The sequence below is a fragment of the Serratia sp. 201 genome (genome assembly GCF_037027545.1).
In the GTDB taxonomy this organism is placed as follows: domain Bacteria; phylum Pseudomonadota; class Gammaproteobacteria; order Enterobacterales; family Enterobacteriaceae; genus Serratia; species Serratia bockelmannii.
The window spans coordinates 1,179,051-1,198,430 of the sequence record NZ_JAXCHC010000002.1 but is presented as its reverse complement, the minus strand read 5'-3'; the positions used below and the strand labels follow the sequence as shown (position 1 = coordinate 1,198,430).

The following is a 19,380-nucleotide window of genomic DNA, read 5'->3' as shown; positions in this document are numbered from 1 at the left end:
CCGCAATAAGCGCCGTATGCACAAATACGGCATTATCATCGCCTTTTTCGCCCTGTGCCTGATCGTGGCGCTGATTGGCGAATATCAGGTCGCTCAGGGGGCCTGGAGCAGCAATTATTTTCTCAGCAATGAAAACACCCTGATCGTCCTGCGCCAGGTCTCGATCAACGGCATTCTGGCGATCGGCATGACCTTCGTCATCATTACGGCCGGCGTCGATCTCTCCGTGGGCTCGGTGCTGGCGTTAAGCGGGATCGTCGCCGCCCGTTTCGCCACCAACAACAGCGGATTGGCTATCGGCGACACCGCGACCGCCGTCATGGCGCCGCTGATCGTGGCGCTGGGCATCGGCATCGTCTGCGGCCTGGTGAACGGCACCGTGTTGGCTCGCTACCGGTTGCAGCCGTTTATCGTCACCATGGGCATGCTCTCCGCGGCGCGCGGGTTAACCATGTTGACCACCAACGGCAATCCAGTATCGCAATTGAACAGCGATTTCCGCTGGTTAGGCAATGGCTATGTCGGCGGCGTTCCGGTGCCGGTCATCATCTTCATCGTGCTGTTCGCCCTCGCCTGGCTGGTGCTGAATAAAACCCTCTTCGGGCGTTACATCTACGCCGTCGGCGGCAACCCGAAAAGCGCGCGCACCTCGGGGATTAACGTCACCCGCATCAAAATACTGGTGTATACGCTGTGCGGCGCACTGGCCGGCATCGCCGGCCTGATCCTCACCGCACGCACCGGTTCGGCGCAGACCAACGCCGGCGCAGGGTATGAGCTGGACGCCATCGCGGCGGTGGTGATCGGTGGCACCAGCATGGCCGGCGGCGTCGGTACGCTGGTCGGCACCTTCTTCGGCGTGCTAATTATCGGGGTGATGAATAACGGCCTCGATCTGCTCGGCGTGCAATCGTATTACCAACAAATTATCAAAGGCGCATTGATCGTTCTTGCCGTATTGCTCGACCCATCGCGTAAGCAACAGCGCGATTAATAACATCAGACCCAACTCTACCAGGAGAAAACCATGAATAAGACCAAGATAGCGTTGTTTGCCTCTGCCATGATGCTCGGTAGCCTGTCGGCAGCTCAGGCCGCCCCGGTTAAAATCGCGGTATTGATGTACGGCAACAAAGCCGAGTTCGTGCAATTGATGGAAAGGTTCGGGAAGGAACACCCGGCGGTGAAAAGCGGCGAAGCCGTGCTGACCTTCTACGATGGGCGTTATGATGCATCGGTGCAAAACGATCAGGCCGCCACCGCTATCCAAACGCGCGCCGATGCCATTATCGTCAACCCGATGGATTTTGAAGCCAATATCGATATCGTCACTAATGCCAACGAAGCCAAAATCCCGGTGGTGGTCACCAACGCGCGCCTGAACACGGACGCGATGACGTCTGAAGTGGTGTCTAATGACGAGTTGGGGGGGTATCTGGAAGCCAAAGCCGTCCTGGACAAACTCGACTGCAAGAACCAGAAGGTGAACGTGGTGATTATCGAAGGCCCGAAAGGCGGCAGCGGCGAGATCCAGCGCGGCAAGGGTAACGATAAAGCGATTGCCGAGTGCGGCGCCGGCCAGGTCACGGTACTTGAGCGCAAAACGGCCAACTGGTCACGCGCGGAAGCGCAGCCGCTGATGGAAAACTGGCTGCAGAAGCACCGGGGTAAAATCAACGGCGTGATTGGTCAAAACGACGAGATGGCGCTGGGCGCTATCGAAGCGATCAAAGGCGCAGGCCTGAATGTGAAGGACTTCGCGATTGCCGGCGTTGACGGCGTCTCCGACGCGATTCATGCGGTGCAGGCCGGTGAAATGGTCTCTATTCTGCAAGATGCCAAAGGCCAGATGCAGGGTTCCATTGACGTCGCGCTGCGCGCCGTGAAAGGTGTAAGCTATCAACCACAGTCGGATATCTGGAAGCAGTACGCCAAGGATCTGAAATGGGAGGGTGGCACGCAGAAGCATTACTACATTCCGTGGACCGTCGTTACCACAGAGAATGCCCAGCAACTGTTGGACGCGCGCAAGTAATGTCCGGAGCCCCCTGCACGCAGGGGGCCTTTGCTCCGAAGCTTGCCGCAGGCAAAAAAAAGCCAGCACGGAGTGGCTGGCTAAAAAGTTCTTCGAGGGAATATCTTGTGCGATAAACATACGCCTTTCACTGCGGGCTTTACTAGCTATCAGTGCGATAGGCACCCTCAGTTAAAATCAACGCCTGCATATCGGTGAACATCGTTTCCCATTCCGCCTGGTCGATATCCATCAAACCAAAGTAACGCAGCATAAAGGCGCCTTCGGTGGCGAGAAACGCCAGGCGCGCGCGCTTGCCTTCTTCCGTCGTCAAATCCAAACCGGCGATGCGGCTGCGATACCATTCACGCGTGCTCGCCAGATGCTCCGGCGTTTGAATCAGCGTCGCCATTAGCCCGGCGGCCTTGGCGCTGGCGGTCTGATCCGAGCTTTGCGTCGCCAACATATGCGCCCGCACGCTGGTCTGCGGCGAAGGATCGTCACCGGCGATAGCGGCGAACAGCGTCTCGTAGGCACTGCCCCAGCGATCGAACATGGCATCAATCAGGGCGTCTTTGCTGCCGAAACAGTACTGCACCCCGCCCTTGGAGATCCCCATCGCTTTGGCGACGGCGTCAATGGTCAAGCCGGCGGCGCCCTGGGTGGCGACGATCTCTTCGGCGGTGTCCAAAACTTTGTCGCGATCGATGCTGCGTTGACGTCCCATTAAGAAACCCTTCTTTTCAATACGAACGTATGGATATATATTATCGCCAGTATACCACCCGGCATCGCCGGAGGGTTACCACAATGGCGGCGCCTTCGCGCCGCCCACGTTAACTGGATTATGACTTATGTACGCCAAGAACCGCTGGTTAATCCTGACAATGGTCGCCAGCGCCCTGTTCCTGATTGTTATCGACATGACGGTGCTCTATACCGCTCTGCCACGCTTAACCCAGGCGCTGGACGCCAGCGCCTCGCAAAAACTCTGGATCGTCAACGCCTACCCACTGGTGGTCGCCGGGCTACTGCCCGGCGCCGGCATGCTGAGCGATCGCATCGGCCATAAGCGGCTGTTTCTCGCCGGGCTGCCGGTGTTTGCCGTCGCTTCGCTGTGCGCCGCTTTCTCGCCCACCGCCGAGTGGCTGATCGCCGCGCGGGTATTCCTCGCCGTTGGCGCGGCAATGATGATGCCCGCCACGCTGTCCATCGTGCGCCACGTCTTTACCGACGAACGCGAACGCGCGCTGGCGATCGGCATCTGGGCCTCGGTGGCCTCCGGCGGCGCGGCCATCGGCCCGGTGGTCGGCGGCCTGCTGCTGGAGTATTTCTGGTGGGGATCGGTGTTCCTGATCAACGTACCGGTGGTGTTGCTGGTCTGGCCGCTAGCGTGGAAACTGATCCCCCGCTGCGGCGGCGATAACCCGCGCCCCGCCGATATCGTCGGCTCGGTGCAGATCATGATCGGTCTGATCGGCGCTATCTATGCGCTGAAGGAACTGAGCAAGCCGGCGCCTGACCTCAGCGCGTTGCTCGCAGCGGCCCTGATCGGCATCCTGTTCCTGGTGCTGTTTGTGCGTCGTCAGCAGCGCAGCGCTCACCCGATGATCGATTTCTCCCTGTTCCGCAACCGGCTGTTCGCCGGCGGCATCGGCGTGGCGTTGCTGTCGATGGTGGCCCTGATCGGCGTCGAGCTGGTGCTCAGCCAACGCTTGCAGCTGGTGCTCGGCCTCAGCCCGCTGCAGGCTGCGCTGTTCATCTTGCCGATCCCGCTGGCCTCGGCGCTGGCGGGGCCAATGGCCGGTTTACTGTTGCCGCGCTACGGTGAGCGCAGCATCATCCTCGGCGGTTTCGTCCTGACCGCCTTCGGCATCGCCGGCCTCGCCCTGTGGTATCAAAGCAGCATGGCACCGCAGCTGGTGAGCCTGGCGTTGGTGGGCTTTGGCCTCGGCGGCGTGATCACCGCCGCGTCCACCGCCATCATGCTGAACGCGCCGGAGGAGAAATCCGGCATGGCGGCCTCTATCGAAGACGTCTCCTACGAGCTGGGTGGCGTGCTGGGCGTGACGCTGCTCGGTGGGTTGATGACGGCGGTCTACAGTCACAGCCTGGCGCTGCCGGCGGCGCTGCCGGTCAGCGATTTGGCCTACGACAGTATCGACGAAGCCCTGCGGCTGGCCGCCGGAATGGCGGCCGATCGCGCGCAGCAGCTGACGCAGCTGGCGCGTTTGGCCTTCGATCGCGCCTTTATTACGGTGCTGATCGCCGCCGCGCTGTTAATGGCGCTGGGCGCCGGCGTGGTAAAACTGGCGCTGCGCAAGTAACCGATAAAAGCGGCTTTTTTCGCCGGCGGATCCTGCGTAAACTGATTCGGCAATTTGCTCGACGGATTTATCGTCATCGGTTTAAGCGATGGTAATGATGCCTGTTATCGTGTTTAACCCTGCGATAAATCCGGTTACTGTAACAGCTATGGAAATTGATTCTGTCTACCCTTGGAACGAATAATCAGGAGAAGATTATTATGGCAACGGCGAAGAAAGCAGCGAAAACCCATATCGGCCTCGACAGTAAACAATCGGCAAAACTCGCCGAAGCGCTGAATGCGCTGTTGGCGAATTATCAGGTGCTGTATATGAACGTGCGCGGCTATCACTGGAATATTACCGGCCCGCAGTTCTTTGAGCTGCACGCGAAATTCGAAGAAACTTACAACGATCTGCTGACCAAGGTGGATGAGCTGGCGGAACGTATCCTGACGCTGGGCTCACAGCCGCGTCACGCTTTCAGCGACTATCTGAAAACCGCCGACATCAAGGAACACACCAACGTGACCGATGATAAGGGCACGCTGCGCGGCCTGTTGGAAGGGTATTCAATCTTGCTGCAGCAGCAGCGTGAACTGCTGACGGTAGCGGCAGACGCCGGCGACGAAGGCACCGCGTCATTGATGAGCGATTATATCAAAGAGCAGGAAAAACAGGTCTGGATGCTCAACGCCTACCTCGGCAAATAACCCTGACGCCATAACAAAACAGTCCCTCTCGGGACTGTTTTCGTTTTACCACTCGCAGGATACCGCAAACAGCAACGCACGCCGATGCTGATCGTCCAGGCGGCGCCGCACCCGGATAATATGGCGATTGCTGCACGACTGGCGTTCCAGCCAGCGATGCCGGCGACGTTGGCTCTGTCGCAACATGCGCCAACGGCCCACTTCATTTCTACTGCGTCTCATAATTCCGTCACTCGTTCGTCTAATGCCAACCGCGGGCATTATAGCCCTTTCCGCCCGTGATCCAAGCCGCCGTTATCGGCAACATACCGGACGTCGCACCGGCAAAAGCCCCCCTTTCAATTTCGGCAAGTGCCTTAACTTCATCATATTTATGTAACATAAGCGCCGATAAAAGGTTTCGCCTTGCCCGATCTGTGCGTACACTCATCATTGGTGGTTTGCGAACAGGATTTTTCGCCTTTATGACAACATTTTATACCGTAATCAGTTGGCTCATGGTGTTCGGCTACTGGCTGCTGATCGCCGGCGTGACGATGCGCATTTTGATGAAACGCCGTGCGGTTCCCTCTGCCATGGCCTGGCTGCTGGTTATCTATATTCTGCCGCTGTTCGGCATCGTGGCCTATTTATCGTTCGGCGAGCTGCATCTGGGCAAGCGCCGGGCCGAGCGCGCCAAGGCCATGTGGCCGTCGACCGCGCGCTGGCTGAAGGAACTGAAAGAGAGCCGTCGCATCTTCGCCACCGAATACAGTAAAGTCGCCGAACCGCTGTTCCAGCTGTGCAACCGCCGCCAGGGCATCGACGGCGTCAAGGGCAACCAGCTGCAGCTGCTCACCACCACCGACGACACGCTGAAAGCGCTGATCCGCGACATCGAGCTGGCGCGCCACAACATCGAAATGGTGTTCTATATCTGGCAGCCCGGCGGCCTGGTCGATCAGGTGGCCGAATCGCTGATGGCCGCCGCCCGGCGCGGCGTACACTGCCGCCTGATGCTGGACTCCGCCGGCAGCCTGCAATTTTTCCGCAGCCCCTACCCGGCGATGATGCGCAACGCCGGCATCGAAGTGGTCGAAGCGTTGAAGGTCAACCTCTTGCGCGTGTTCCTGCGCCGCATGGATCTGCGTCAGCACCGCAAAGTGGTGCTGATCGACAACTATATCGCCTATACCGGCAGCATGAACATGGTCGATCCGCGCTACTTCAAACAGGATGCGGGCGTCGGCCAATGGATCGATCTGATGGCGCGCATGGAAGGCCCGGTGGCCACCACCATGGGCATCGTCTATGCCTGCGACTGGGAAATTGAAACCGGCAAGCGCATTCTGCCGCCGCCGCCGGACGTCAACATCATGCCGTTCGAGCAGGAAAGCGGCCACACCATTCAGGTGATCGCCTCCGGCCCCGGCTTCCCCGAGGAAATGATCCACCAGGCGCTGCTAACCGCGGTTTATTCCGCGCGCGAGCAGCTGATCATGACCACGCCGTACTTCGTGCCGAGCGACGATCTGCTGCACGCCATCTGCACCGCCGCTCTGCGCGGCGTCGAGGTCAGCATCATCGTGCCGCGCGACAACGATTCGATGATGGTGCGCTGGGCCAGCCGCGCGTTCTTCTCCGAGCTGCTGGAAGCCGGAGTGAAGATTTATCAGTTCGAAGGCGGTCTGCTGCACACCAAGAGTGTGCTGGTTGACGGCCAGCTTAGCCTGGTCGGCACCGTCAATCTGGATATGCGCAGCCTGTGGCTGAATTTCGAAATCACCCTGGTGATCGACGACGACGGCTTCGGCAGCGATCTGGCCTGCGTGCAGGAAGATTACATCGCCCGTTCCCAGTTGCTGAACGCCAAAGAGTGGCTGAAGCGGCCGTTCTGGCATCGCCTGGTTGAGCGCCTGTTCTACTTTTTCAGCCCGCTGCTGTAAAAGCCGCAGCGAGCGTGCTTTAATAGCGCCAAATCATTTGTTATCAGGATTTTTTTATGGATTTGAATAACCGCCTTACCGAAGACGAAACGCTGGAACAGGCCTACGACATTTTCCTCGAATTGGCCGGCGACAATCTGGATCCGGCGGATATTCTGCTGTTCAATCTGCAGTTTGAAGAGCGCGGCGGCGCAGAACTGTACGATCCCTCCGAAGACTGGAGCGAGCACGTGGACTACGATCTGAACCCAGACTTCTTCGCCGAAGTGGTGATCGGTCTGGCGGACAGCGACGGCGAGCCAATCAACGACGTGTTCGCCCGCGTGCTGATCTGCCGCGAGAAAGACCACAAGCTGTGCCACATTCTGTGGAAAGAGTGATTCGCCGCCAGCGCATCGGATAAAAAAGCCCCGCTTATTCAGCGGGGCTTTTTGTTGCCGGCTAGCGTCGCATTACAGCGGATCGACCTTCAGGCAGGATACCGCGTGGCGGAAGCTGCCCTCCAGCAGCGGACGCGTCTTGGCGCACTCCGGCCCGGCGATCGGGCAGCGGGTGCGGAACACGCAGCCGGTCGGCGGGTTGATCGGCGAAGGCAGCTCCCCTTCCAACAGCTGGATCTGTTTTTCCTTCTCCTTGTCCGGATCCGGGATCGGCACCGCCGACATCAGCGCTTTGGTGTAAGGGTGCTGCGGGTTGTGGTACACCTCATCATAGGTGCCCAGCTCCACCGCATGGCCCAGGTACATCACCAGCACGCGATCGGAAATGTGCTTCACCACCGCCAAATCGTGGGCGATAAAGATCAATGACAGCCCCATCTCGCGCTGCAGTTGCTGCAACAGGTTCACCACCTGCGCCTGAATCGACACGTCCAGCGCGGAGACCGGCTCGTCGCAGATCACCAGCTTCGGTTCGAGGATCAGCGCGCGCGCGATGCCGATACGCTGGCACTGACCGCCGGAGAACTCGTGCGGGTAGCGGTTGATCAGGTTAGGCAACAGGCCGACCTTCAGCATCATCGCCTTGACCTTGTCCTTCACTTCCTGACGCGGCATTTTCGGGTAGTAGGTGCGCAGCGGCTCGGCGATGATCTCGCCGATGGTCATGCGCGGGTTGAGCGAAGCCAGCGGATCCTGGAAGATCATCTGGATATCGCTGCGGGTTTTACGCCAGTCGGCGTCGCTCATGCCCAGCAGATCTTTGCCCAGCCAGGCGACGCGCCCGCTGGTGGCCTTCACCAGGCCGATGATGGCGCGCGCGAAGGTGGATTTGCCGCAGCCGGATTCGCCAACCACGCCCAGGGTTTCCCCCTCGAACAGCCGCAGCGTGACGCCATCGACCGCCTTCAGGGTTTTCGGCGGCTGCCAGAACCACTGTTTGTCGTCATGAATGTCGAAGTGCACTTTCAGATCGGCGACTTCGAGCAGCACTTTCTTGTCGGTTACCGCTGTCATACTAACGCCTCCACCGGTTTAAAGCAGGCGCGCAGGCGCCCTTCCCCAAATTGCTCCAACGGCGGAGCGCTCGCGCACTGTTCCATGGCGTACGGGCAGCGCGGCTGGAACGGGCAGCCTTTCGGCAACCGCAGTAGGTTCGGCGGGTTGCCGGGAATGGTCAACAACGCTTCGCCTTCGGCGTCGAGACGCGGCACCGCATTCAACAGACCAATGGAGTACGGATGGCTCGGCTGGTAGAACACCTCGCGCGCGCTGCCGTATTCCATGGTGCGGCCGGCGTACATCACCAGCACCTTGTTGCAGATGCCGGCCACCACGCCCAGGTCGTGGGTGATCATGATGATGGCGGTGTTGAACTCGCGCTTCAGCTCGTTGAGCAGCGTCATGATCTGCGCCTGGACGGTCACGTCCAGCGCGGTGGTCGGCTCGTCGGCGATCAGCAGCTTCGGCCGGCACAGCAACGCCATGGCGATCATCACGCGCTGGCGCATACCGCCGGAAAACTCGTGCGGGTACATGCGCATGCGCTTGCGCGCCTCCGGCATTTTCACCGCGTCGAGCATGCGGACCGACTCTTCGAAGGCTTCGCTTTTGCTCAGTTTCTTATGCAGCATCAGCACTTCCATCAGCTGTTCGCCAACGCGCATATAAGGGTTGAGCGAGGTCATCGGGTCCTGGAAGATCATCGAGATCTCCTCGGCCCGCAGCTTGTTAAGCTGATTTTCCGGCAGGTTGAGGATCTCGCGGCCGTTGAATTTGGCCGAGCCGCCGATGCGGCCATTGCTCGCCAGCAGCCCCATCAGGGCGAACGCGGTCTGCGATTTGCCTGAGCCAGATTCACCGACGATGCCCAGCGTTTCGCCGGCGCGCAGATCGAAGTTCAGATCGTTTACCGCCGTCACGTCGCCGTCCGGCGTGGAAAACGTGACGCGCAGGTCTTTCACGTCCAGCAGCGGCGACGTTTTGACGCCGGCGCCGGTTTGCAGTTGAGGATGTTCAATGGTGCTCATGGTTGCACTCCTTAACGATCTTTCGGGTCGAGGGCGTCACGCAGGCCATCGCCGATAAAGTTGAAACAGAACAGAGTGACTACCAGGAAACCCGCCGGGAACAGCAGCAACCACGGTGAAACTTCCATTGAGTTGGCGCCGTCGCTGAGCAATGCGCCCCAACTGCTCAGCGGCTCCTGCGTGCCCAGCCCCAGGAAGCTGAGGAAGGATTCGAACAGGATCATGCTCGGCACCAGCAGCGACGCGTACACCACTACCACGCCGAGCACGTTAGGCACGATATGCCGCAGCACGATGTTGCGCGTGGAGACGCCGCACACCAGCGCCGCTTCGATGAACTCCTTACGCTTGAGACCGAGCGTTTGGCCGCGCACGATACGCGCCATATCCAGCCACGACACCATACCGATCGCCACGAAGATCAACAGGATATTCTGGCCGAAGAAGGTCACCAGCAGGATCACGAAGAACATGAACGGGAAGGAGTTGAGGATCTCCAGCAGACGCATCATCACCGAGTCGATCTTGCCGCCCAGATAACCGGACATCGCGCCGTACAGGGTGCCGACGATCACCGCCACCAGCGCCGCCGCCACGCCGACCATCAGCGAGATACGCCCGCCAATCGCCACGCGCACCAGTAGGTCGCGCCCGGAGGAATCGGTGCCGAAATAGTGCCCCGATTCCAGGCTTGGCGCGGCGGACATCATCGCCCAATCGGTATCGTCGTAGGCAAATTGCGACAGCATCGGCGCCAGCACCACAAACAGCGTGATCAACACCAGGATGAACAGGCTGCTGACCGCCGCACGGTTATGCATAAAGCGCCGGCGCGCGTCTTGCCACAGGCTGCGTCCTTCCACTTCCAGCTTCTCGCTGAAGTGTTCCAGAGCTTCGCTGTTCTTTTTAGTCAACATCATTCGCGTGCTCCAGATTAATAACGGATTTTCGGATCGATGACCGCATACAGCACATCGACGATCGCGTTGAACAGAATGGTCAGAGCGCCCACCAGAATGGTCAGGCTCAACACCAGGGAGTAGTCGCGGTTCAGCGCGCCGTTAACGAACAGCTGGCCGATCCCCGGCAGGCCGTAGATGGTTTCGATCACCATCGAACCGGTGATGATCCCGACGAACGCCGGGCCCATATAGGACAGCACCGGCAACAGCGCCGGCTTCAGCGCGTGGCGGAAAATGATGCGGCGCATCGGCAAGCCTTTAGCGCGCGCGGTGCGAATGAAGTTGGAGTGCAGCACTTCAATCATCGAGCCGCGCGTGATACGGGCGATGCTGGCGATATAGGCCAGAGACAGCGCCACCATCGGCAAGATGATGAACTTAGGCGCGCCGCCGTTCCAGCCGCCGCCCGGCAGCCATTTCAACGTGATGGCGAAGATTAGCACCAACAGCGGCGCCACCACGAAACTGGGTATCACCACCCCGGTCATGGCGAACCCCATCACCGTGTAGTCCCATTTGGTGTTCTGATTCAACGCGGCGATCACGCCGGCGCTCACGCCCAGCACCACCGCCAGCAGAAACGCGGCCAGGCCGAGTTTGGCGGAAACCGGGAAAGAGCTGGCGACCAGATCGTTGACCGAATAGTCCTTGTATTTAAAGGACGGGCCGAAGTCTCCCTGCGCAAGCTGCGCCAGATAATGACCGTACTGTTTCCAGATCGGGTCGTTCAAATGGTATTTGGCTTCGATATTCGCCATAACTTCCGGCGGCAATGCGCGTTCCCCGGTAAATGGACTGCCGGGCGCCAGGCGCATCATGAAGAATGAGATGGTGATAAGGATAAATAGTGTCGGGATCGCTTCCAATAAGCGACGAAGTATAAATTTAAGCATTGCCCTAACCCTGTGCGACAGCCTGATGACGGCTTATTATTCTCAACATGGGCCGGCGGCCTGCGCCGCCGGCTCTTACCGTATCAATGCTTGATGATGTACAGGTTTTTGTCGTACACGTTATCAAGCGGGTCTTTGCCGGTGTAGCCACCGACGTAAGGTTTCACCAAACGGGCGTTCACATAGTAATACAGCGGAACGATGGCGGAATCTTTATCCAGCTGAACTTCCGCTTTCTGATACAGATCGGCGCGCTCGTCTTTGCTCTTCGCGGTCAACACGTTGGCCATCAGCTTGTCGAACTCGGCGCTCTTATAGTGCGGGGTGTTACTGCTGCTGTCGGACAGCATCATGTTCAGGAACGAACTCGGCTCGTTATAGTCGGCGCACCAGCCGGCGCGCGCCACGTCATAGGTCCCCTGATGACGGGTATCCAGGAAGGTTTTCCACTCCTGGTTCACCAGCTTCACGTCCACGCCCAGGTTTTTCTTCCAGATGGACGCGGCGGCGATCGCCAGCTTCTTGTGCAGATCGGAGGTGTTGTACAGCAGGGAGAAGGTCAACGGTTTACCCGGGCCGTAGCCGGCTTCCGCCAGCAGTTTCTTCGCCACTTCGTTGCGTTTTTCCTGCGTCCAGCCGAACCACTCCGGCGGAGTCAGCTTGGCGCCGTCGGTGTATGGCGGCGTAAAGCTGTAGGCCGGCAGATCGCCCTGGTTTTTCACCTTGTTGACGATGATGTCGCGGTCCATGCCCAGCTTCAGCGCTTCACGCACGCGCGCATCGGTGAACGGCGCCTTCTGGTTGTTGATTTCGTAGTAGTAGGTGCACAGGTAAGGATCAACATGCACCTCTTTCGGGATCTCTTTCTTCAGCTTCTGGAACAGTTCGATCGGCATGTTGTTGTAGGTCATGTCGATTTCGCCGGTGCGGTAGCGGTTAACGTCGGTCACTTCCGATGAAATAGGCAGGAACGTCACTTTATTGATGATGGTTTTGGCGTTATCCCAATATTCCGGGTTGCGTTCCAGTACGATGCGTTCGTTGACAATCCAGTCTTTCAGTTTGTAAGCGCCGTTGCTGACGTAGTTGGCTGGCAGCGTCCACTTCTCGCCAAACTTCTCCACCGCGTCTTTGTAAACCGGCTTCATGGCGTAGTGTGGGGTCATTTCAACCAGATAAGGCACCGGCTCGCTCAGGGTCACCTGGAAGGTGTGGTCGTCGATGGCCTTCACGCCCAGCGTCGACTTGTCTTTTTTACCGGCGATGATGTCATCGACGTTTTCCACATGGGCGTACTGCAGGTAGCTGGCGTAAGGCGATGCAGTTTTCGGATCCACTACGCGCTGCCAGCTGTAGACGAAATCTTGCGCCGTCACCGGCTTGCCGTTGGACCATTTGGCGTCTTTACGCAGGTGGAAGGTCCAGACTTTGAAATCTTTGTTATCCCAGCTTTCCGCGACGCCCGGCACGATGGAACCGTCCGGGCTGTTGTTCGCCAAGCCTTCCATCAGATCGCGGGTGACGTTGTTTTCCGGCACGCCCTCGATTTTATGCGGGTCAAGCGACTGCACTTCGGAACCGTTATTTTTGACAATTTCTTGCTTGTCGGCCAGTTGCACGCCGGCAGGAACGTCGGCGGCAAAGGCGGAGGTGGTTGCTGTGATGCCCAGCGCGGCGATGACGCCGGCGGCAATGAGCGTTTTCTTCGTGATGTTGGTCATACTTATCGACTCCAGTTTTTATTATCACAGGCTCTTCGTGGAACCTGCGTTGCCCGTAAGCGGACTCTGTTTTCCCGCCGCCGCGGAACGAATGCGGCGGCCGGCCTTCCCTATATTCCTCCGCGAGTTAGCGCAAGGAATACCCCTTTTACTGCTTGATAATGTACAGATTTTTGACGTCGGTATAGTCCAGCGGGTCTTTGCCGGTGAACCCGCCTACCGTCGGCTTGATCAACCGTGCGCTGACGCGGTAATAAACCGGGATCAACGCGGAGTCTTTGTCCAGCTGAACTTCCGCCTGCTGATAGAGCGCGGCGCGCGCGGCCTCATCCGGCGCCTTCAGCGTAGCGGCCATGATGGCGTCGAACGCCGGGCTCTTATAGAACACGGTATTGATACTGCTGTTGGACAGCACCAGGTTCAGGAACGCACTGGGTTCGTTGTAATCGCCGCACCAGGTGGCGCGCGCCACATCGTATTGCCCCTGATGGCGGCTCTCCAATGAAGTCTTCCACTCCTGATTGCGCAGCGTGACCTCCGCACCGAGGTTCTTCTTCCACATCGATGCGGCGGCGATCGCCTGCTGTTTGTTTTGATCGGAGGTGTTGTAGAGCAACGAGAACTTCAGCGGTTTGGCATCGCTGTAGCCCGCCTCCGCCAGCAGCTTCCTGGCTTCGGCGTTGCGCTGTTCCTGGCTCCAGCCGGCCCATGCGGGCTGCGTAAAGTTCGCGCCCTCCGTAAAGGTCGGCGTGAAACTGTAGGCCGGGATCTGTCCCTGGCCCATGATCTTGTTGGCGATGATGTCGCGATCCAGCGTCATCTTCACCGCCGTACGCACGCGTGGATCGGTAAACGGCGCCCGCTTGTTATTGAGCTCGTAATAGAAGGTGCACAGATAAGGGTTAACGTGCAGCTGTTCGGGCATTTCGCGCTTCATCTTGACGTACAGGTACGGCGGGATCGCGCTGTTGGTGATGTCGATCTCGCCGCTGCGGAAGCGGTTGACGTCGCTGACTTCCGAAGTAATCGGCAGGAAGGTCGCCTGATTGATCACCGTCTGCTTGTTGTTCCAGTAGCTCGGGCTGCGCTCCAGCACGATGCGCTCGTTCACCACCCACTCTTTCAGGCGGTAAGCGCCGTTGCCGACGTAGTTGGCGGGTAGCGTCCATTTATCGCCGAATTTCTCCACCACCGCCCGTTTGACCGGTTTGAGCGACGTGTGGCTCAGCATGCTGATGAAATACGGCACCGGTTCGCTCAGCGTCACCTGCAGCGTCTGGTCGTCCAGCGCCTTGACGCCGAGGGTCTGCGGAGGCTTCTTGCCGGTCAGGATGTCGTCGATATTGTCGACTTTGGTGTATTGCAGATAGCTGGCATAGGGCGAGGCGATTTTCGGATCGGCCAGACGCTGCCAGCTGTAGGCGAAGTCTTGCGCGGTCACCGGACTGCCGTCGCTCCACACCGCGCCGGGGCGCAAGTGGAAGGTCCATTGCTGATAATTCTGGTTTTCCCAGCTCGCCGCCGCCGCCGGCACCACATGCCCGTTGGCGTCGGTGCTCACCAGCCCTTCCAGCAGGTTAAGAATGATATTGCTTTCCGGTACGCCCTCGACCTTATGCGGATCCAATGAAGCCACTTCGCTGCCGTTGTTGATCACAATATTCTGCTGCTGCGCCAACTGAACGCCGGCCGGCACTTCCGCCGCCAAACTGCTATTTATGGCGCCGACGCTCAGCGCGCCGCTAATCAACAAGGTCAAAGAAGTGCGCTTCAGGGTTTGCTGCATAATCGAGGCTCCTTTTCACCGACAAGCATCGCTTATCGAAGTTTGTGAAGTGTTTATAAGAATTCTAAATAAACGGATACCAGCAAAAATCATTCCCGTTTTTATGGCGCATTTCAGTTAATTGACCACGGGAAAGTTGCTCGGAAATTAGCAGAAGCCAAATTCCATAGCCAATAAATTTTACGAAAATGTTAAGCAATTCTCTTTTATCGCACGAAGCCCGATCCGGCCCCCAAGCTCGGGGACGCGGAGAAACAAAATTATCGCTATGATTTTAAAGAAAAAAAAGACGAAATCATTTCATTTGAAACCATCAACGCAATCTCATTATCGCACAAAGAAACATTCAGTTAACAATCCAGACATTCAAAGAACAAACACCTGCCTATGGTCGGTTAATCACTAATAACACCTGGATGAAAGTGAGACAAGCCCCACAGAATGATGTGATTAATTTAACAACAGCTTTACCGTTGAGCGGGGGCAAAACGCGCGGAAATGGGGGAGGAAAAGTGTCTGAAATAACGCTTAGCGTTTTTTTTGCACAGCAACATGAGATTTATGCAACATAAGAGTGCAACCGCATAAATTTTATTCATCCTGTGCACTATAATAATGCGAACCAATAAATAATTTAAACTTTAAAATTAATTTTAGCCGCGCCAAGGCGAAAGGTGCGCGGCTAAACAAAGGGTATTACAACAGGCCGGGGAATATCGCCTTAATGCCGGTAACGATAAACTCGATCCCGAGCGCCATCAGCAACAGACCCATGATACGGGTGATCACGTTGATGCCGGTCTGCCCAAGCAAACGCACCAACAGCGGCGCGGCGCGGAACAACAACCAGCAGCAAAAGGCGAACAAGGCGATCGCCACCGTAAAACCGAGCAGGCTTTGCCAGTTGTGATAACGGGAACTCCACACTATGGTGGAGCTGATCGCCCCCGGCCCCGCCATCAGCGGCAGCGCTAACGGCACCACGCCGATGCTCTCGCGGATCGCGCTCTCCGATTTTTCCTGTTTGTTCTGTTTGTCTTCTCCCAGCTTGCCGCTGATCATCGACATGGCGATGGTCACCACCAGAATACCGCCGGCGATGCGGAACGAATCGATGGAGATGCCGAACATCCGCAAGATCCCTTCGCCCAGGAACAGTGATGTCCACAGAATAATGGCGACCGACAGGTTGGCGGTCAGGTTGGTTTTATTGCGCCCTGCTTCCGCCTGGTAGCTCGTCATGCTGATAAACACCGGCAAGATGCCCACCGGGTTGACCAGCGCAAACAGACCGACAAAGAACTTGATAAAGCCGGAAAGATCCAACAGAGATTGGCCCACAGATGGCTCCGCGTTAAGTGCTATACAAAGGTGTGCTGCCTATGCGCGCTAATGTAATGGAATTGCCGCGGGTAATCCATCCGGCCAGAGCAGCATTTTTGACTACCAGCAAGTTAGGCAACAAAACAAATGGCCTTTGTTAAAGTGATGTATGGCCTTTTGATTTTTTATGTTGAAAAAAGAGTCATCGATCACAGTTATTGATAATCACTCTCAACACCGCCAAGCTGAAAGGTGTCAGCTTGCACTTTTCATGATTTAGATCACAAATCAACTACCCAACAGTGGGTAAGCTCTTAGTCGTAGTCAGGGAGTAGAACAAAGTCGGTGGCAATCCAGCCGGTTCCGTTCTCTTCACTGCCTGCCCCTCCGGTTGGCGTAGGGTAAAGCTCTTTAAGCAAATCAGCAGCATGCGAAGAAATAACGCGGGAAAGCCCCGGTATTCGAATCACCGTTTATTCCCGTTATGACTATACTAGTGGCTCGCACGGCTTATTTACTGAAAGAGTTTAACATTATCAGGAGAGCATTATGGCTGTAACGAATGTCGCTGAACTGAACGAGCTTGTCGCACGTGTCAAAAAAGCCCAGCGCGAATATGCCAACTTCACTCAAGAGCAAGTGGATAAAATCTTCCGCGCTGCCGCCCTCGCCGCTGCTGATGCCCGTATCCCGTTGGCCAAAATGGCCGTGGAAGAATCCGGAATGGGTATCGTCGAAGACAAAGTGATCAAAAACCACTTCGCTTCCGAGTACATCTACAACGCCTATAAAGATGAAAAAACCTGTGGCATCCTGTCTGAAGATGACACTTTCGGTACCATCACCATCGCCGAACCTATCGGCCTGATTTGCGGTATCGTGCCTACCACCAACCCAACTTCTACCGCGATCTTCAAAGCGCTGATCAGCCTGAAAACCCGCAATGGCATCATCTTCTCGCCGCACCCGCGTGCGAAGAATGCCACCAACAAAGCCGCCGATATCGTGCTGCAAGCCGCTATCGCCGCCGGTGCGCCGAAAGACATCATCGGTTGGATCGACCAACCTACCGTCGAGCTGTCCAACCAGCTGATGCACCACCCTGACATCAACCTGATCCTCGCCACCGGTGGCCCGGGCATGGTGAAAGCCGCCTACAGTTCCGGCAAACCGGCAATCGGCGTCGGCGCCGGCAATACGCCGGTCGTGGTAGACGAAACCGCAGATATCAAACGCGTGGTCGCCTCTATCCTGATGTCCAAAACCTTCGACAGCGGCGTTATCTGCGCTTCCGAACAGTCGGTCATCGTCGTTGACGCTATCTATGATGCGGTACGCGAGCGCTTCGCTTCCCACGGCGGCTATCTGCTGCAGGGTAAAGAACTGAAAGCGGTGCAGGACATCATCCTGAAAAACGGCGGCCTGAACGCGGCCATCGTCGGGCAATCCGCACCGAAAATCGCCGAAATGGCAGGCATCAAAGTGCCGGCCAACACCAAAGTGCTGATCGGTGAAGTGAAGCTGGTCGACGAGTCTGAACCTTTCGCACATGAAAAACTGTCGCCTACCCTGGCGATGTACCGTGCCAAAGACTTCGAAGACGCCGTCGCCAAAGCCGAAAAACTGGTCGCCATGGGCGGTATCGGCCACACGTCCTGCCTGTACACCGACCAGGATAACCAAACGGCTCGCATCGCCTACTTCGGCGATAAAATGAAAACGGCTCGCATTCTGATCAACACCCCGGCTTCTCAGGGCGGTATCGGCGACCTGTACAACTTCAAACTTGCGCCTTCGCTGACGTTGGGTTGCGGTTCCTGGGGTGGTAACTCCATCTCTGAAAACGTCGGACCTAAACACCTGATCAACAAGAAAACTGTAGCGAAGCGAGCAGAAAACATGTTGTGGCATAAACTTCCGAAATCGATCTACTTCCGCCGTGGCTCACTGCCTATCGCGCTGGAAGAAGTGGCGACCGACGGGGCGAAACGCGCCTTCATCGTGACCGACCGTTTCCTGTTCAACAACGGCTATGCCGACCAGATCACCAAGGTTCTGAAGTCTCACGGTATCGAAACTGAAGTGTTCTTTGAAGTGGAAGCCGATCCGACGCTGAGCATCGTGCGCAAAGGCGCCGAGCAGATGAACTCCTTCAAACCGGACGTCATCATCGCGCTGGGCGGCGGTTCGCCGATGGACGCCGCGAAAATCATGTGGGTGCTGTACGAACATCCTGAAACCCACTTCGAGGATCTGGCGCTGCGCTTCATGGACATCCGCAAGCGTATCTACAAGTTCCCGAAAATGGGCGTGAAAGCGAAGATGATCGCCATCACCACCACCTCAGGCACCGGTTCGGAAGTCACGCCATTCGCCGTCGTGACCGACGACACCACCGGACAGAAATACCCGCTGGCCGACTATGCGCTGACCCCGGACATGGCGATTGTCGACGCCAACCTGGTGATGAACATGCCAAAATCCCTGTGCGCCTTCGGCGGTCTGGATGCGGTAACCCACGCGCTGGAAGCCTACGTGTCGGTGCTGGCGAACGAATACTCCGACGGCCAGGCGCTGCAGGCGCTGAAACTGTTGAAAGAGTATCTGCCGGCCAGCTATAAAGAAGGCGCGAAAAACCCGGTTGCCCGTGAACGCGTGCACAACGCCGCCACCATCGCCGGTATCGCTTTCGCCAACGCCTTCCTCGGGGTCTGTCACTCCATGGCGCACAAGCTGGGTTCGGAGTTCCACATTCCGCACGGCCTGGCCAACGCGATGCTGATTTCCAACGTCATTCGCTACAACGCGAACGACAACCCGACCAAGCAAACGGCCTTCAGCCAGTACGACCGCCCTCAGGCGCGCCGCCGCTACGCTGAAATCGCCGACCACCTCGGCCTGAGCGCACCGGGCGACCGCACCGCGCAGAAGATTGAGAAACTGCTGGCCTGGCTGGACGAGCTGAAAACCGAGTTGGGCATCCCAACCTCCATCCGTGAGGCGGGTGTGCAGGAGGCGGACTTCCTGGCGAAAGTCGACAAGCTGTCGGAAGACGCATTCGACGACCAATGCACCGGCGCCAACCCTCGCTATCCGCTGATTGCCGAACTGAAGCAAATCATGCTGGATACCTTCTACGGCCGCGAATTCAGCGAAGCGGTCGACGAGGAAGCGGCGACTCCGGCTGCAGCCAAAACCGCGGTAAAGAAGCCCAAGAAATAACGGTTCCGTGAACCGATAAAAAAACCCGCCAAACGGCGGGTTTTTTAT

16 protein-coding genes are annotated in these 19,380 nt (G+C 57.6%); 7 read left to right on the top strand and 9 right to left on the bottom strand.

The genetic code is table 11. The annotated features are described in order from the left end of the window. Nucleotides 1-16 precede the first annotated feature (16 nt). Nucleotides 17-994, top strand: a complete 978-nt coding sequence (locus WA302_RS13950) for an ABC transporter permease (protein ID WP_016927501.1) — start codon at nucleotides 17-19, stop codon at nucleotides 992-994. Between the two features lie 33 nt (nucleotides 995-1,027). Further along, complete coding sequence (locus WA302_RS13945) at nucleotides 1,028-2,035, top strand: substrate-binding domain-containing protein (protein WP_197826528.1); 1,008 nt, start codon at nucleotides 1,028-1,030, stop codon at nucleotides 2,033-2,035. A gap of 142 nt (nucleotides 2,036-2,177) precedes the next feature. Here WA302_RS13945 and WA302_RS13940 read toward each other — a convergent pair whose 3' ends face one another. Further along, entirely contained in the window at nucleotides 2,178-2,741 is a 564-nt protein-coding gene (locus WA302_RS13940; RefSeq protein ID WP_141998237.1) for a TetR/AcrR family transcriptional regulator, read from the bottom strand. A gap of 127 nt (nucleotides 2,742-2,868) precedes the next feature. Here WA302_RS13940 and smfY point away from each other — a divergent pair, with 127 nt between their 5' ends. Further along, complete coding sequence (gene smfY / locus WA302_RS13935) at nucleotides 2,869-4,341, top strand: multidrug efflux MFS transporter SmfY (RefSeq protein WP_336064260.1); 1,473 nt, start codon at nucleotides 2,869-2,871, stop codon at nucleotides 4,339-4,341. Nucleotides 4,342-4,541: 200 nt separating this feature from the next. Beyond that, entirely contained in the window at nucleotides 4,542-5,033 is a 492-nt protein-coding gene (locus WA302_RS13930) for a Dps family protein (protein ID WP_004932132.1), read from the top strand. 45 nt (nucleotides 5,034-5,078) lie between these two features. Here WA302_RS13930 and WA302_RS13925 read toward each other — a convergent pair whose 3' ends face one another. Further along, nucleotides 5,079-5,255 carry a YciY family protein gene (locus tag WA302_RS13925; protein ID WP_025159792.1) on the bottom strand — a complete coding sequence of 59 codons (177 nt, stop codon included), beginning with the start codon at nucleotides 5,253-5,255 and terminating at the stop codon, nucleotides 5,079-5,081. A gap of 242 nt (nucleotides 5,256-5,497) precedes the next feature. On the opposite strand from WA302_RS13925, the gene cls reads away from it, so the two are divergent. Continuing rightward, on the top strand, nucleotides 5,498-6,958 hold the full coding sequence (cls, locus tag WA302_RS13920; RefSeq protein ID WP_025303070.1) for a cardiolipin synthase: 1,461 nt from the start codon (nucleotides 5,498-5,500) through the stop codon (nucleotides 6,956-6,958). A 56-nt stretch (nucleotides 6,959-7,014) separates the two neighbouring features. Next, complete coding sequence (locus WA302_RS13915; protein ID WP_004932139.1) at nucleotides 7,015-7,338, top strand: HI1450 family dsDNA-mimic protein; 324 nt, start codon at nucleotides 7,015-7,017, stop codon at nucleotides 7,336-7,338. 72 nt (nucleotides 7,339-7,410) lie between these two features. Here WA302_RS13915 and oppF read toward each other — a convergent pair whose 3' ends face one another. From oppF to WA302_RS13880, 7 genes are all read right to left on the bottom strand, one after another. Beyond that, the gene (gene oppF / locus WA302_RS13910; RefSeq protein WP_025303071.1) at nucleotides 7,411-8,412 is read right to left on the bottom strand and encodes a murein tripeptide/oligopeptide ABC transporter ATP binding protein OppF; all 1,002 of its coding nucleotides are present in this window, start codon (nucleotides 8,410-8,412) and stop codon (nucleotides 7,411-7,413) included. Continuing rightward, complete coding sequence (locus WA302_RS13905) at nucleotides 8,409-9,425, bottom strand: ABC transporter ATP-binding protein (protein WP_043142468.1); 1,017 nt, start codon at nucleotides 9,423-9,425, stop codon at nucleotides 8,409-8,411. Before WA302_RS13905 ends, oppF begins: the two co-directional genes overlap by 4 nt. 11 nt (nucleotides 9,426-9,436) lie before the next feature. After that, entirely contained in the window at nucleotides 9,437-10,345 is a 909-nt protein-coding gene (oppC, locus tag WA302_RS13900) for an oligopeptide ABC transporter permease OppC (RefSeq protein ID WP_025303073.1), read from the bottom strand. A 14-nt stretch (nucleotides 10,346-10,359) separates the two neighbouring features. Then, the gene (gene oppB / locus WA302_RS13895) at nucleotides 10,360-11,280 is read right to left on the bottom strand and encodes an oligopeptide ABC transporter permease OppB (RefSeq protein ID WP_004932150.1); all 921 of its coding nucleotides are present in this window, start codon (nucleotides 11,278-11,280) and stop codon (nucleotides 10,360-10,362) included. A gap of 83 nt (nucleotides 11,281-11,363) precedes the next feature. Beyond that, on the bottom strand, nucleotides 11,364-13,001 hold the full coding sequence (gene oppA, locus WA302_RS13890; protein ID WP_025303074.1) for an oligopeptide ABC transporter substrate-binding protein OppA: 1,638 nt from the start codon (nucleotides 12,999-13,001) through the stop codon (nucleotides 11,364-11,366). Nucleotides 13,002-13,149: 148 nt separating this feature from the next. Then, nucleotides 13,150-14,787, bottom strand: coding sequence for an ABC transporter substrate-binding protein (locus WA302_RS13885; RefSeq protein ID WP_336064252.1), 1,638 nt, complete (start codon nucleotides 14,785-14,787; stop codon nucleotides 13,150-13,152). Nucleotides 14,788-15,483: 696 nt separating this feature from the next. After that, nucleotides 15,484-16,128 carry a YchE family NAAT transporter gene (locus tag WA302_RS13880; RefSeq protein ID WP_015378089.1) on the bottom strand — a complete coding sequence of 215 codons (645 nt, stop codon included), beginning with the start codon at nucleotides 16,126-16,128 and terminating at the stop codon, nucleotides 15,484-15,486. A gap of 531 nt (nucleotides 16,129-16,659) precedes the next feature. On the opposite strand from WA302_RS13880, the gene adhE reads away from it, so the two are divergent. Continuing rightward, a complete protein-coding gene (gene adhE, locus WA302_RS13875) occupies nucleotides 16,660-19,332 on the top strand; it encodes a bifunctional acetaldehyde-CoA/alcohol dehydrogenase (RefSeq protein ID WP_049295765.1) in 2,673 nt (890 codons plus the stop codon). Nucleotides 19,333-19,380 lie beyond the last annotated feature (48 nt).